We start from the raw sequence: 13,771 nt of genomic DNA, 5'->3' as shown, positions 1-13,771 counted from the left end.
CTACAGGTTTCCGGGTCGAGACTTGAACGGAATTCAAGGCAGTCCGGAAAGGTTTCAACGACCCGAGGGCGCTTTCGGCCTGTTGCGTGACAGCGACTGGCCTAGAATTGCACCACGCCGCATTTCCCATGGTTCCCCCATGACTTCGTCCGTTCCCGCCGCCGCGCCCGCGCGTGGCGGTCTTGCTGTCGCTATCGCCCTGGCCATCGTCYATGTGGTGTGGGGTTCGACCTACCTCGGCATCCGCTTCGCGCTGGAAGGTGGCTTTCCGCCGCTGCTGATGGTGTCGGGCAGCCGTTTCGTCGCGGCCGGGATGGTGATGTTCCTGTTCCTGCGCTGGCGTGGTGTCGCGCCRCCGACGCGCGCGCAATGGAAGAACCTGCTGGTGATGGGTGCGCTGCTGCTGTTGATGGGCAACGGCATGGTGGTGCTGGCCGAGCAGACCGTGTCGTCCGGCCTGGCGGCCGTGGCGGTGGCGTCGATGCCGTTGTGGATGGGCCTGTTCGGCGCGATGCGCGGCCAGCATCCGACGAAGGGCGAGTGGCTGGGCATCGTCGTGGGATTCGCCGGCGTCGTGTGGCTCAACGCCGGCAGCTCGCTGACCGGTTCGCCGGTGGGGCTGGTGCTGTTGCTGGTCGCGCCGATCGCCTGGGCCTACGGCTCCATCTGGTCGCGCGGCCGCGACCTGCCGTCGCCGTTCATGACGGCCGCAGCGCAGATGCTCGCCGCAGGCGTGATGCTGGTGGCCGCAGGCCTGCTGCACGGCGAGCGCTTCGATACCGGGGACTGGACGCTCGGCGGTGGCCTGGCGGTCGCGTATCTGGCGGTGTTCGGTTCGATCGTCGCGTTCACCGCGTACGTCTGGCTGCTGCACCATGCGCGCCCGGTACTGGTGGGCAGCTACGCCTACGTCAATCCGGTGATCGCGGTCGCCTTGGGTGCGTTCATCGCCGGCGAGACGTTCACGGCGCACGACTTGGGCGCGATGGCGGTGATCCTGGCCGGCGTGGTGGTCATCACGCTGGCGCGCGCGCGGCAGGCGAAATGAGCGCCGCGCCGATCGATCGCAAGGGCCTGGCGATCACCGCCGGCACGTTCCTGATCTGGGGCGTGGTGCCACTGTACTGGCACCTGTTGAAGGCAGTGCCGTCGTTCCAGATCATCGCGCACCGCATCGTGTGGAGCGCCGTGCTGGTGCTCGGCTGGCTGCTGCTGAAGAACGGACGTCGCTGGTGRCAGCAGGTGCGCGCGCAGCCGCGCGCCGTGCCGTTGCTCGGCATCAGCAGCCTGCTGATCGCATTCAACTGGGGCCTGTACATCTGGGCGGTCAACGCCGGCCACGTGGTCGAAACCAGCCTGGGCTACTTCATCAACCCACTGATCAACGTGGTGCTGGGCGTGCTGGTGCTGCGCGAACGCCTCTCGCCGGCGCAATGGGTCGCGGTGGGTTTCGCGCTGCTGGGCGTCGCGTGGCTGACGCTGCAGGCCGGCGCGCCGCCCTGGATCGCGCTGGGGCTGGCGTTCTCGTTCGGCGTTTATGGCCTGGTTCGCAAGCTGGTCGCGGTCGATCCGGTCGCCGGGCTGGGGGTCGAAAGCCTGTACCTGTTCCTGCCCGCGCTGGCTTACGTGGTCTGGAGCGAGACCGGGCACGGTGGCGGTTTCGTCAGCGGCTACGGCTGGAAGAATGACCTGTTGCTGGTGTTCGGCGGCGTGGTTTCGGCGGTACCGCTGATCGGCTTCGCCTACGGCGTGCGGCGCATTCCGCTGTCGCTGGTGGGGCTGCTGCAGTACATCGCGCCGAGCATCCAGCTGCTGCTGGGCGTGCTGGTGTTCCGAGAATCCTTCGGGATCGAACGCGCGATCGGGTTCGCGGCCATCTGGACGGGACTGTTGATCTTCGCGACCGATGGCCTGTGGCGCGCACGTCGCCGCGATGCGGTCGTGGCGACCGCACCGGGGCGTTGATTCAGCCGGGCGTCCTCGCCGCAGGCGCCGGGCAAGGACCCCCTGCGGCCGTCCACGTCTTGAACGCGGCGACGAACTGATCGTGCGGCACCGGCACCGGCGCGCGCTCGCCGCCGGGATTCCAGCCCCACAACACCAGCTTGTCTTCCGCCACGTGCTTGACCAGCGCATCGAAGTCGCGGCCACCGTTGCGCTTCTTGTCCTGGATCATCGCGCACAGCTGGTCGGCCGGCAGGCCGATCCACGCCATCTTGTGGTCGGGCGGCGGCAGCTGCCAGTGCGGCGCCCCCGGCGGTGCGTGCGGGCCGTAGCTCGCCGGTGCGTTCTGTTCCGCATGGCAGGTCGAGCACGGCAGGCCGGGCGCGCCCTTGCCCTCCGGTCCGCGTGCGACGTTCATCGCATGCGGCGTCTGCGTATCGAACTGCAGGGGCGCATCGCCCGGGATATGGCAGTTGCTGCAACGGGGGTGCTGGAACACCTTTTCCACGGTAGCGAAGGCGGTCAGCGCCTGTGCCTTCTGTTCCTCGCTGACACGCGGCTTGCACGCGACGAGCAAAAGGACGGTCAACGACATCATCAGGATGCGCATGGCAGGCCTCAGGCAGTGGGCGTGGAGGAGGCGGGCGTCGGCAGGCGCAGCGGCAACTCGCGCAACCGTTGACCGGTGAGCGCGAACACGGCGTTGGCCACGGCCGGCGCGATCGGCGGCGTGCCGGGCTCGCCCACGCCGCCCATCTTGTCGGTGCTCGGCACGATGTGGACTTCGACCTTCGGCATTTCGTGCAGGCGCAACACCCGGTAGTCGTGGTAGTTCGATTCCCGCACCTGGCCCTCCTTCAACGTCAGCGCGCCATGCAGCGCCGCACCCAGGCCGAAGACGATGCCGGATTCCATCTGCGCCGCGACGGCGCCGGGATTCACCGCCACGCCGCAATCGATCGCGCAGACCACGCGGTGCACGCGGACCTGGCCGTCCTCGACGGAGACTTCGGCGACCTGCGCGACGTAGCTGCCGAAGGACTCGTGCACGGCGACGCCGCGTCCGCGTCCCTGCGCGGCGGGCGAGGACCAGCCGGCCTTCTCGGCGGCCAGGTTCAGCGCCGCAAGATGACGTGGATGGTCCTTCAGCAGCGCGCGGCGGTACTCGACGGGATCCTTGCCGGCGGCATGCGCCAGTTCGTCGACGAAGCTCTCCATCACGAAACCGTTGACGCTGTGCCCCACCGAGCGCCACCACAACACGGGAATGCCGGTCCTGGGCGAATGCAGGTCGACACGGTGCGCCGGCGTGCCCAGCACATAAGGCGAGTTCGCCACGCCTTCGGTCGAGGTGGCGTCGATGCCGTCCTTGACCATCATGGCTTCCATGAACGTGCCGGCCATGATCGACTGGCCCACCATCACCTGGTGCCACGCCGTCGGCAGGCCGTCTTCGCCCAGGCCGACCTTGATCTTCTCGACGAACGCCGAGCGGTAGTAGCCGCCGCGCGTATCGTCCTCGCGCGTCCATACCGTCTTGACCGGCGCCTTCGCGGCCCTGGCCACGTGCACGGCTTCCGACACGACGTCCGAGTCCGGCGTGGCGCGTCGACCGAAACCGCCGCCGAGGAACGGCGTGTGGATGCGGATCTTCTCCGGCGGCATGCCGAGGATCTTCGCGGTGCTGTTCTGGTCCAGCGTGGGGAACTGCGTGCCGCACCAGATGTCGCACCCGTCGTCGCCGATCTTGACGGTGCAGTTCAGCGGTTCCATCGCCGCGTGCGCGAGGTATGGAACGGCATATTCGGCCTCGACGGTCTTGGCGGCCTTGCCGAGGCCGGCCACGACATCGCCCGCGCGTACGGCGGTCGGGCCGTCCTCGGTCGCCAGTTGCGAGAACTGCTGGCGCAGCGTGGCGCTGTCGAGCTTGGCGCCTTCGCCGGCCTCCCACACCACCTGCAGCGCATCGCGGCCGAGCTTGGCTGCCCAGAAATGCTCGGCGACCACGGCCACGCCGCTGGGCACCTGCACCACGTCGCGCACGCCGGGCACGGCACGCGCCGCGGTGGCGTCGAACGACTTCACCTGGCCGCCGAACACCGGCGAGCGCAGCACGACCGCCGTCAGCATGCCTTCGAACTGGACGTCCATGCCGAACACGGCCTTGCCGGTGATCTTCTCCGGCGTATCCAGGCGCTTGGTCGCCTTGCCGATCAGCTTCCAGTCCTTGGGGTCGCGCAGCGTCAGCGTCTTCGGGTCGGGCGGTGGCAGTTTGCCGGCGGCATCGGCGAGTTCGCCGTAGCGCAGCCGCTGCGTGCCCGAGACCACTGCGCCATTCTCGGTGCGCAGGTCGGTGAGCGGCACGTCGAGGCGTGCCGCTGCGGCCTGCAGCAACAGGGTGCGCGCGACGGCGCCGGCCTGGCGGTAGCGGTCGAATTCGGACCACGTCGTGGTCGAGCCGCCGGTGCCCTGCATGCCGAACACCGGGCTGGTGTAGGCCTTGTCGGCGGGACCGTGTTCGACGCGGATCTTCGACCAGTCGGCATCCAGTTCTTCGGCGATCAGCATCGGCAGCGTGGTCCAGATGCCCTGGCCCATTTCGGCATGCGCGAGCAGCACGGTGATCGAATCATCCGCGGCGATGCGCAGGAACGCGTTCGGCGCGAAGGCGGCCGCGGCGGCGGGTTGCGCTTCCTGTGCCCACGCGAAGCGGCGGGCGCCGGGCACGGCAATGGCGACGATCAGGCCGCCGCCGACGAGCGCGGTGGAGCGCAGGAAGCCGCGGCGCGAGGATTTCAGTTCAAGGTTCACGGACACGACCTCCGTCGAACATCGGATCGGGACCACGGCATCGCCTGCCGCGGCGGGATGGGGTCACGCTTCCTTGCCCAGCTCGGCGGCGCGGTGCACGGCGGCGCGGATGCGCTGGTAGGTGCCGCAGCGGCAGAGGTTGCCGGACAGTGCGTGGTCGATGTCGCTGTCGGTCGGCGTGGGAACCACGGCGAGCAGCGCCGCCGCCGACATGATCTGGCCSGACTGGCAGTAGCCGCACTGCACCACGTCGAGTTCCGCCCACGCCTTCTGCACGGGGTGGGATCCATCGGCCGACAGCCCTTCGATGGTGGTGATCTTCTTGCCGGCGACCGCCGACGCGGGCGTCACGCAGGCGCGCAGGGGCGAGCCATCGACGTGCACGGTRCAGGCRCCGCACTGSGCGATGCCGCAACCGAACTTGGTGCCGGTMAGGCCCATCAGGTCGCGCAGGACCCAGAGCAGCGGCATGTCATCGGAGGCGTCGACTTCGCGCTCCGACCCGTTGACGTTCAACTTCATGGTCACTCCCTGGCGGCGGCGTGGGACTCGGCGACGATACTCCGTGCCTCCGTAGCGTGCCAGTGAAAGCGTGCGCGGCGGCTTGCACGATCCTGCGGCATGCTTGCCCGATGCCCTTGCCGGCGCGCGGACCGTTGCCTTCGCCCCCGTGCTTGCGCCATCGTGGTGAGCATGTCGGTCCATCGCCATCCTCTGGAAGTATCCGCGCGCGCCAGCGAGGCCGGCGACGGCAGTGCGCTGGTCGTGGTCATCGCCACGGAAGGCTCGACCTACGTGCGGCAGGGTGCGATGGCCGCGTTCGCTGCGGACGATGCACAGACCGGCTGGTTGAGCGGCGGCTGCCTGGAGCCGGAGATCGCGCGTCGTGCGCGCCATGCGGTTGCCGAGGGCCATCTCGATGCGATGGACATCGACACGCGCGACGACGAGGACCTCTTCGCCGGGTCGGCCGTCGGCTGTCGCGGTCGCCTGCATCTGGCCCTGCTGCCGCTGGATCGCCTGCCGGGATGGTCGCAGGTGGTGCAGGCGTGGTGGCAGGGCGCAGGCCCGCTGACGCTGCGTGTTGCTGCCGAGGGCGACGTGCTGGCCCAGGCCGGCGACACACACCGGCGGTGGACGCTACCCGTGGCACCTGCCGCGCATGCGGACATCGCCGGCGACGTGACCGTGCCGCCCCCGCCACGCGTGGCGATCTTCGGCGCCGGCCCGGAAACGCGCATGCTGGTGACGGTGATGCGCCAGCTGGGCTGGCATGTCACCGTAGTGGAGCGCCGCGCGCGCTGGATTCCCGCCGACGAGATCGCCGATAGGTGGCACATCCTGTCGCCGGACGACGCGCTCGCCGCGCTGGAGCCCGCGCCCGATGCCGCGCTGGTAATGCACCATCATTTCGAACACGACCGCGAAGCCCTGGCGGCGCTGGCCGGCACCCGGATTCCCTTCATCGGCCTGCTGGGCCCGGTCCGGCGGCGCGAGGATCTGCTGCGAGTGCTTCCCGCACATCTGCACGCCCTGCTGGCGCCGCGCCTGCGGTCGCCGATCGGATTGAAACTGGGCGGGCAGGGGCCTGAAGCGATCGCCCTGAGTATCGCTGCGCAGTTGCAGGCCTGGCATCACGGCGAGCCTGCATGAGCGCGCCGCATGCGGCGGTCGTGCTGGCCGCGGGAGGCAGTGCGCGCCTGGGCCGGCCGAAGCAATTGTTGACGCGCGAGGGTGAAACGCTGGTGCATCGTGCGGCACGACTGGCGCTCGCCTCCGGCGCCTCGCGCGTGCTGGTCGTCGTCGGTGCGCATGCCGGCGACATCGCGGCGTGCGTCAGCGACCTGCCGGTGGCGTGCGTGGCCAATGCGCACTGGGACGAGGGTCTGGCAAGGAGCGTTCGCGTGGCCGCGGATGCACTTGCCGCGCATCCCCATGCGACGCTGTTCCTCACATGCGACCAGCCCGCACTCGAACTCGCGCACCTCCATGCACTGCGCGAAGCCTCGCATCGCGCGCCGTCGGGATCGGCCGCGACGCGCTTCGGCGATCGCGTCGGCATCCCCGCGATCATCGCCGCCCCGATGCTGCGCGCCGCCAGGAGCCTGCAGGGCGATCGCGGACTGCGCGACGTGCTGAACGCGGCGGGCGTGGGCGTGATCGCGTGCGATGCGCCGGATCTGTTGCTCGATGTGGATACACCGGCCGACTTGGCTGCTGCCGTGTCGCGCGGATGGATTGATCCCTGACGGCGGAGAGCGCCGGCCAGCGCCGGCGCCCCGTCACCCGCCTCAGATCGCGCGCAATGCCTGCGTGATCGGCAGTCGCGCCGCGCGCAGTGCAGGAAACAGCCCGCCGACCAGACCGATGCCGAGCGCCCACTTCAGGCCACTCCACAGCAGTTCCGGCGTGACCTTGAACTGGAACACCACCTGGCTGAAGTTGCTGCCCAGCGTGGCCACGCTGTAGCCGTTGAACACTCCCCATGCGATCAGTCCGCCCAGCACGCCGCCGAGCAGCGCCAGCAGCATGGTTTCCAGCATCACCGCCATCACCACCGGCAGCCCACGGAAGCCGATCGCACGCATCGTGGCGATTTCGCGCGCTCGACCGGCGACGGCGGCGTACATGGTATTGAGCGCACCGAACACGGCACCGATGGCCATGATGGTGCCGATGACGGTGCCGAGCACCTTGATCAGCGTGTTCAGGCCGGTGGATTGCTTGGTGTAGTAGTCGCGCGTGGTCAGTACATCCAGTTTCAGGCGCGGGTCGTTCTCCATGGCCTGCTTGAACTGGTCGAAGCCGGCCTTGCCTTCGGTGCGCACCGTCACCGACTGGTAGGCGCGGCGATCGTAGGCCGACGACAGTGTGTCGATATCGGTCCACAGTTCCGAATCATGCGCGTCGCCGGAGGCGAACACGCCGACCACCGTCCACTCCTGGTTGCCCAGCTTCAGCGTCTTGCCGACGTCGAGGCCGCGGTACTGGCCCTTCGCACCCTGGCCGACCACGATCTCGCGCACGCCGACGTTGAACTTGCGGCCCTCGACCAGCTTCACCTGCGGACGTATCGACCACGCCGCCTCGCTGACGCCACGGAACTGCGCGTTGGCGTCTTCGCCGGTGCTCGCCGTGGGCAGGTTGACGATCTGCGACAGTTCCGGCGACAGCAGCGCACGGCCGTCCTTGCCCTTGGCGACACCGGCCAGCGTGGAGATCAGCGGCACCTGGTCGCGACTGATGACCGAGTTGGTCTCCGCCTGCGACCCGCCCCGCAGCACGATGGCGGTGTCCTCGCCGCCGGTCTGCTTCAGCGTGGCCGAAAAGCCTTCGCCCATCGCCAACATCGCCACCAGCACGCCCACCACGCCGGCAATGCCGACCACGATCACCGAGGACGCGCCCCAGCGCTGCGGCAGGCTGGCGATGCCGATCTTCGCGGCCTCCAGCGACAGCCGTCCGCTGCGGGTGAGAAACAGCCACAGTACCAGCGCCACGGCGATGCCGAGCACCGCGAACCACGGCAGCACGACCCACACGCCCAGGCCGACGACCAGCGCCACGATGGAGATGAGGTTGCCCAACCATTGCTTCTTCATGTCATGTCTCCTGTCAGCGGCCGGCCAGTGCATCGACGATCTTCAAACGCATCGCACGCGTCGCGGGCAAGGCGCCGACGATGAGCCCGATCGCGACCATCAGCCCCAGGCCGACGGCCCAGGTCTGGGCCGGGATGGTGGGCAGCGCGATCATGCCGTTGCTGGCACCGCTGACCACCGGGATCAGCGCCGAGGCGATCGCCATGCCCAGCACGCCGCCCAGCACGATCAGCAGGACCGACTCCACCAGCACCAGTACCAGCACGGTGCCGTTGGTGAAGCCCAGTGTCTTCAGCACGGCCAGCTYCGGGACGCGTTCGCGCACCGCCTGCGCCATCGTGTTGCCGGTCAGCAGCAGCAGGGTGAAGAACACCGCCGCCATGATCGCGGTGACGATCAGTCCGATGTCGGCGAACTGCTTGGCGAAGGACTGGTTGAAGGCCTGCTCGGTCTGCGTCTTGGTCTCGTGCGCCGAATTGGCCGAGATGGCATCGATCGCATTGGCCACGCGCGTCGCGTGGTTCACGTTGTCCAGCTTCACCATGTACCAGCCGATCTGGCCCTTGACGTACTGGTTGGCCTCATCGAAGTACTTCCAGTGGAACAGCAACTGGTTCTCTTCGCCCTTGCGCTTGCTGTCGGCGAGCTTGAACGTGCCGCGCAACGTCAGCGGCCACGCGTTGCTGCCGTCCTTCTGCGGGAAGATCGTCGCCTGCAGCGGGATGGTGTCGCCGACCTTCCATCCGAAGCGCTTGGCGAGGTTCTCGCCCACGATGGCACCGGTGCGGTCGGCTTCCCAGGCTTTCACCTGCGCCGGGTCGATGATGTATTCCGGATACATGTCCAGGTAGCCGGGGCCGACCGAGAAGTTCGGGAAGAAGTTCTTCGGGTCCTTGTAGATGCCGCCGAACCACGCCGCGTAGGCGCTCTTCTTCACGCCCGGCGTGGCGTCGATGCGGGCCGACAGGCTGTACGGCAGCATCTGCGTGATCGACAGCCGCGAGGCGACGACCAGGCGATCCGCACCGGCCACGCTGCCGCCGGAGTTGAACGCCACGCGCACCGAATCCAGCAGGCCGAACAGGAGGAACGCCGCGACCACCGAGAGCAGGGTCAGCAGTGTCCGCGTCTTGCTGCGGAACAGCGCCGACCATATCAGCGAGAAATATTTCATGGCCGCCTCCGGTCAGTGCGCGCCGGCCGGAGCGTCGGCCAGCTCGCCCTTGTCCAGGTGGATGGTGTGGGTGGCGTACTCGGCCGCCTTCGGATCGTGCGTGACCATGATGATGGTCTTGCCGTGTTCGCGGTTGAGCATCTGCAGCAGGTTGAGAATGTCCTCGGCCGACTGGCGGTCGAGGTCGCCCGTGGGTTCGTCGCAGATCAGGAAGGTCGGATCGGACACAATGGCGCGCGCGATGGCCACGCGCTGCTGCTGGCCACCGGAGAGCTCGTTCGGGCGGTGCGACTTGCGGTCGGCCAGGCCGACAAGTTGCAGTGCGATCTCCGCATTGCGCTTGCGTAGCGCCCCGCCCAGCTTGGTCAGCAGCAGCGGCAACTCCACGTTGCGCTGCGCGGTGAGCGTCGGCATCAGGTTGTAGAACTGGAAGACGAAGCCGACATGCGAGCTGCGCCAGTGCGCGAGCTGTCCGTCGTTCATGCGGTCGATGCGCTGGCCTTCGATCTCGATCTCGCCGCCGCTGGGCGTGTCCAGACCGCCGATCAGGTTGAGCAGCGTGGTCTTGCCCGAACCGGACGGACCCATCAGCGCGACGAAGTCGCCGTGCGGAATGTCCAGGTCGATGCCGTGCAGCACCTGCACCTTCTCGGGGCCCCGCTGGTAGGTCTTGGTGAGGTTGCGGATGGAAACCAGGGAAGACATCGGCAAGGTCCTTGTTGGAGGCGGGAAGGCGAACGGCGATGCTGCGGTTCGAACAGGGCGGATCCGGTCCTCGATGGACACGGTCCGTCCGTCAGGACGACGGATGGCGTCGTCCGGGATCGACACGCGCCGTTGGGTCGGCGCGGATACTCCGGTGATTCGCCGCGAGAGGAAGATCCTCACGCAGCGGATCGTCTATTTGGCGTCTTCGGCCAGCACGACCTTGGCGCCGTCCTTCAGTTCGGCAGGCGGGTCCAGCACGATGGTCTCGCCAGCCTGCAGTCCGTCGGTGACGTGGACGTCGTCGCCCAGCTTGCCGGCGACCTTCAGGCTGCGCTGCTGCACGGTGTCGTCGTCGCCGACCACGAAGGTCACCTGTGCGCCCTCGCGCTCGACCACGGCGGCGCCGGGAACGCGCACGCCCTTGGGCTGTTCGGCCTGCTGGGGTTTGGCGGCTTCCAGGAAACTCACGCGCACGCCCATGTCCGGCACGATGCGCGGGTCCTTCACGCTCAGCGCCACGCGCACCTTGACCGTCGCCTTGCTGCGGTCGGCGGTGGGAATGATGGCGAYCACTTCGCCGGGAATCTGCCAGTCCGGGTAGGCGTTCAACGTGGCCTGGATCGGCATCTTCGGCTGCACGCGGCCGATGAAGGACTCGTTGACCTCCACTTCCACTTCCAGCGACTCCATGTCGACGATGGTGCCGATGCCAGTGCGCGTGAAGCCGCCGCCCGCCGACAGCGGCGAGACAATTTCGCCCGGCTGCGCGGCCTTGGCGATCACCACGCCGGCGAACGGCGCGCGCACGATGGTGTTGTCCAGGCCGATGTCGGCGATCTTCAGCCGGTCGGCGGCCGTGCGTTCGTTGCGCTGCGCGGTCAGCAGCTGCGCGCGCAGCAGGTCGCGCTGCGCGACGGCCTGGTCGTACTGCGCCTTCGACACGAGTTGCTGGGCGACGAGCGACGAGAGGCGGCGCGCGTTCGCTTCCGCTTCGACCAGCTGCGCCTGCACGCCGCCGGTCTGGCTGCGCGCGGCCTGCAACTGGCTCTGCGACAGGGCGCGGTCGGCATCGGCGTCGATCGGTTCCAGTCGCGCCAGCACCTGGCCCGCTTCCACGCGCATGCCTTCCTCGATGAGGACTTCCTGCACCTTGCCGGTGACCTTGGCGGAGACGGTCGCCATGCGGCGCGCGACGACGTAACCCGATGCATCCAGCACCGAGGCGGATGCGGCGTTGTTGCCCAGTGCCACGGTGGACGCGGTGCGCACTTCCAGCGGCTTCTCGCGGCCGAACATGGCCCAGCCCGCGGCGGCGAGCACCAGCAGCGCGACGACCACGCCCAGCGTGATCCACAGGCCGCGGCGCGACCGGGGCTCCGGCGGCGGCGCCTTGCGATCGATGCGGAGTTCCTTCAGCAGGTCGGCAGAGGTATTCATGCGTATCCAGACGGTGAATGCGGGGAAGTGTGACCAGCAAGGGTAACGGAAGCCTAGTTGCCGGAAGTCACTTCGTGCCGGGATGGCCGGTCCGGGCCTTCCACGGGATGCATCGTGGGGCAATGGACGGTGGCATCCCAGTGACACCTGTCACCTGATTCGCCTGAGGGCCTGCACTCATCACGGCGACGATGCCGCGGCACGATGGCCGCACCCTCCGACGAGACCGTCGCATGAACGTGGCAAGCACGATGTCCCTTCCCCTGGCCCGCCTGCGCGGCGTGCGCCACCACTACGGCAGGACGCTGGCGCTGGACGGCCTGGACCTGGCGCTGCCCGCCGGCCAGGTGTTGGCGCTGCTCGGTCCGAACGGGGCAGGCAAAAGCACCGCCATCAGCCTGCTGCTGGGTCTGCAGCGGCCCGATGCCGGCACGGCGGACCTGTTCGGCCTGCCGCCGCAGGACCTGGCGGCACGCCGGCGTACCGGCGTGATGCTGCAGGCCGCGGCGGTACCCGACACGCTGAAGGTCCGCGAATTGCTCGACCTCACGCGGGCGTACTACCCGCAGCCCCGCAGCGTCGCCGACCTGGTCGCGCTGGCCGGACTGGACGGCCTGATGGCGCGTCGCTACGGCCAGCTCTCCGGCGGCCAGCAGCGGCGCGTGCAGTTCGCCCTCGCGGTCTGCGGGCGGCCGGCGCTGCTGTTCCTCGACGAGCCCACGACCGGGCTGGACATCGATGCGCGCCAGACCTTGTGGAAGGCGATCCGCGAACTGCGCTCGCAGGGGTGCGCGGTTTTGTTGACCACCCACTACCTGGAAGAAGCCGAAGCCCTCGCCGATCGGGTCGTGGTGGTGAACCACGGGCGCATCGTGGCGGAAGGTACCGTCGCGCAGGTCCGGGCCCATGTGTCCCAGCGCCGCATCCGCTGCACCAGCGCGCTGCCGGCCGAGCGCGTGCAGGCATGGCCGGGCGTGCAGCTGGCGCAACGCGACGGCGCGCGCCTGGACATCGTCGCCGACGCCGCCGAATCCGTAGTGCGGCGCCTGCTGCATGAAGATGCCGCGCTGTCCGACCTGGAGGTGCAGCGTGCCGGCCTGGCCGAAGCCTTCCTTGCCCTCACCCGCGATACGCAGAAGGAAGCCGCCTGATGGACACCGTCGCCACCGTTCCGTTCTCGTCCACGCGCGCCTACCTGCTGGAAGCGCGCTACGAATTCCTCCGCCTGCTGCGCACACCGTCGTTCTCGCTGCCCTGCCTGCTGTTCCCGCCCGTGTTCTACCTGCTGTTCGGCGTGCTGCTCGGCGGCAAGGGCGGACCGGTCGCTGCGCACTACATGCTGGCCGGCTATGGCGTGTTCGGCGTGATCGGCGTGGCGCTGTTCGGTTTCGGCGTGACTGTCGCGATGGACCGCGAGCAGGGCCTGCTGACGCTCAAGCGCGCGCAGCCGATGCCGCCGGGCGCGTACCTCGTCGCGAAGATGGCCATGGCGCTGCTGTTCGCCGCGATCATCCTGCTGCTGCTCGCCGCGCTCGCGGCCGGCGTGGCACACGTGCAGCTGTCGGCCGCGCAATGGGCCGCGTGGGCGGCGACGTGCCTGGTCGGCGTGTTGCCCTTCAGCGCGCTGGGCCTGTGGCTGGGTACGCTGGTCGGCGGCCGCGGCGCGCCGGCGCTGATCAACCTCATCTACCTGCCGATGGCGTTCCTGTCGGGCCTGTGGGTGCCGCTGGCGATGCTGCCGACGATCCTTCAGACGCTGGCGCCCGCATGGCCGGCGTATCATCTGGCGCAGATCGCGCAGCAGGCCGTCGGCGTGGGGGCGGGGCGTACGCTGGCGCTGCACGTGGCCGTGCTGGCCGCCATCACCGCACTGTTCTTCGTGCTCGCCCGCCGCCGCCTGGTGCGGTGAGCCGGCGCCGGCACCAGGAGTCGTCCATGCAGCATCCGCCCTCATCCCTGATCGCACCGCTGACGCGCCTGCGCGATCGGCTGGTCCCCGAAGCGCTCGGCCTGGGCTGGATGCCCATCTTCCTGCTGGGCTACCTGGTGTTCCTGTTCATCCCGGTGCTGGTGCCGTCCAATGCCGACTGGGGCG

13 protein-coding genes are annotated in these 13,771 nt (G+C 68.9%); 6 read left to right on the top strand and 7 right to left on the bottom strand.

What is annotated here, in order from left to right:
• Nucleotides 1–139 precede the first annotated feature (139 nt).
• Complete coding sequence (gene yedA, locus AC04L7_RS03810) at nt 140–1,048, top strand: drug/metabolite exporter YedA (protein WP_475512546.1); 909 nt, start codon at nt 140–142, stop codon at nt 1,046–1,048.
• Nucleotides 1,045–1,965, top strand: coding sequence for an EamA family transporter RarD (gene rarD / locus AC04L7_RS03805; protein WP_475512545.1), 921 nt, complete (start codon nt 1,045–1,047; stop codon nt 1,963–1,965). Before yedA ends, rarD begins: the two co-directional genes overlap by 4 nt.
• A 1-nt stretch (nt 1,966) precedes the next feature.
• Here rarD and AC04L7_RS03800 read toward each other — a convergent pair whose 3' ends face one another.
• The 3 genes from AC04L7_RS03800 to AC04L7_RS03790 form a co-directional block, all read right to left on the bottom strand.
• The gene (locus AC04L7_RS03800; RefSeq protein WP_299347084.1) at nt 1,967–2,554 is read right to left on the bottom strand and encodes a hypothetical protein; all 588 of its coding nucleotides are present in this window, start codon (nt 2,552–2,554) and stop codon (nt 1,967–1,969) included.
• A gap of 8 nt (nt 2,555–2,562) precedes the next feature.
• The gene (locus tag AC04L7_RS03795) at nt 2,563–4,755 is read right to left on the bottom strand and encodes a xanthine dehydrogenase family protein molybdopterin-binding subunit (protein WP_299347083.1); all 2,193 of its coding nucleotides are present in this window, start codon (nt 4,753–4,755) and stop codon (nt 2,563–2,565) included.
• Nucleotides 4,756–4,818: 63 nt separating this feature from the next.
• The gene (locus AC04L7_RS03790) at nt 4,819–5,277 is read right to left on the bottom strand and encodes a (2Fe-2S)-binding protein (RefSeq protein WP_299347082.1); all 459 of its coding nucleotides are present in this window, start codon (nt 5,275–5,277) and stop codon (nt 4,819–4,821) included.
• A gap of 171 nt (nt 5,278–5,448) precedes the next feature.
• Between AC04L7_RS03790 and AC04L7_RS03785 the strand changes: the two genes are divergently transcribed.
• Together AC04L7_RS03785 and AC04L7_RS03780 are read left to right on the top strand one after the other, a co-directional pair.
• On the top strand, nt 5,449–6,408 hold the full coding sequence (locus AC04L7_RS03785) for an XdhC family protein (protein ID WP_299347080.1): 960 nt from the start codon (nt 5,449–5,451) through the stop codon (nt 6,406–6,408).
• A complete protein-coding gene (locus AC04L7_RS03780) occupies nt 6,405–7,004 on the top strand; it encodes a nucleotidyltransferase family protein (RefSeq protein ID WP_299347078.1) in 600 nt (199 codons plus the stop codon). Before AC04L7_RS03785 ends, AC04L7_RS03780 begins: the two co-directional genes overlap by 4 nt.
• 42 nt (nt 7,005–7,046) lie before the next feature.
• On the opposite strand, the gene AC04L7_RS03775 is transcribed toward AC04L7_RS03780, so the two are convergent.
• The 4 genes from AC04L7_RS03775 to AC04L7_RS03760 all read right to left on the bottom strand — a co-directional run bounded on the left by AC04L7_RS03775 (nt 7,047) and on the right by AC04L7_RS03760 (nt 11,676).
• The gene (locus AC04L7_RS03775) at nt 7,047–8,357 is read right to left on the bottom strand and encodes an ABC transporter permease (protein ID WP_299347076.1); all 1,311 of its coding nucleotides are present in this window, start codon (nt 8,355–8,357) and stop codon (nt 7,047–7,049) included.
• 13 nt (nt 8,358–8,370) lie between these two features.
• Complete coding sequence (locus AC04L7_RS03770; protein ID WP_475512544.1) at nt 8,371–9,531, bottom strand: ABC transporter permease; 1,161 nt, start codon at nt 9,529–9,531, stop codon at nt 8,371–8,373.
• Nucleotides 9,532–9,543: 12 nt separating this feature from the next.
• Nucleotides 9,544–10,236: an ABC transporter ATP-binding protein gene (locus AC04L7_RS03765; RefSeq protein ID WP_299347074.1), complete on the bottom strand. Its 693-nt coding sequence runs from the start codon at nt 10,234–10,236 to the stop codon at nt 9,544–9,546.
• A 195-nt stretch (nt 10,237–10,431) separates the two neighbouring features.
• Complete coding sequence (locus tag AC04L7_RS03760) at nt 10,432–11,676, bottom strand: efflux RND transporter periplasmic adaptor subunit (protein WP_475512543.1); 1,245 nt, start codon at nt 11,674–11,676, stop codon at nt 10,432–10,434.
• A 251-nt stretch (nt 11,677–11,927) separates the two neighbouring features.
• On the opposite strand from AC04L7_RS03760, the gene AC04L7_RS03755 reads away from it, so the two are divergent.
• On the top strand, nt 11,928–12,827 hold the full coding sequence (locus tag AC04L7_RS03755) for an ABC transporter ATP-binding protein (protein ID WP_296282796.1): 900 nt from the start codon (nt 11,928–11,930) through the stop codon (nt 12,825–12,827).
• Entirely contained in the window at nt 12,827–13,585 is a 759-nt protein-coding gene (locus AC04L7_RS03750; protein WP_296282797.1) for an ABC transporter permease, read from the top strand. The genes AC04L7_RS03755 and AC04L7_RS03750 overlap by 1 nt, the downstream gene beginning before the upstream one ends.
• The last annotated feature ends 186 nt before the right edge of the window (nt 13,586–13,771 follow it).

The organism is Pseudoxanthomonas sp. LjRoot204_2 (assembly GCF_056175765.1).
Note: the sequence above shows the minus strand (reverse complement) of the source record. Positions and strands in the feature narration are given on the sequence as shown.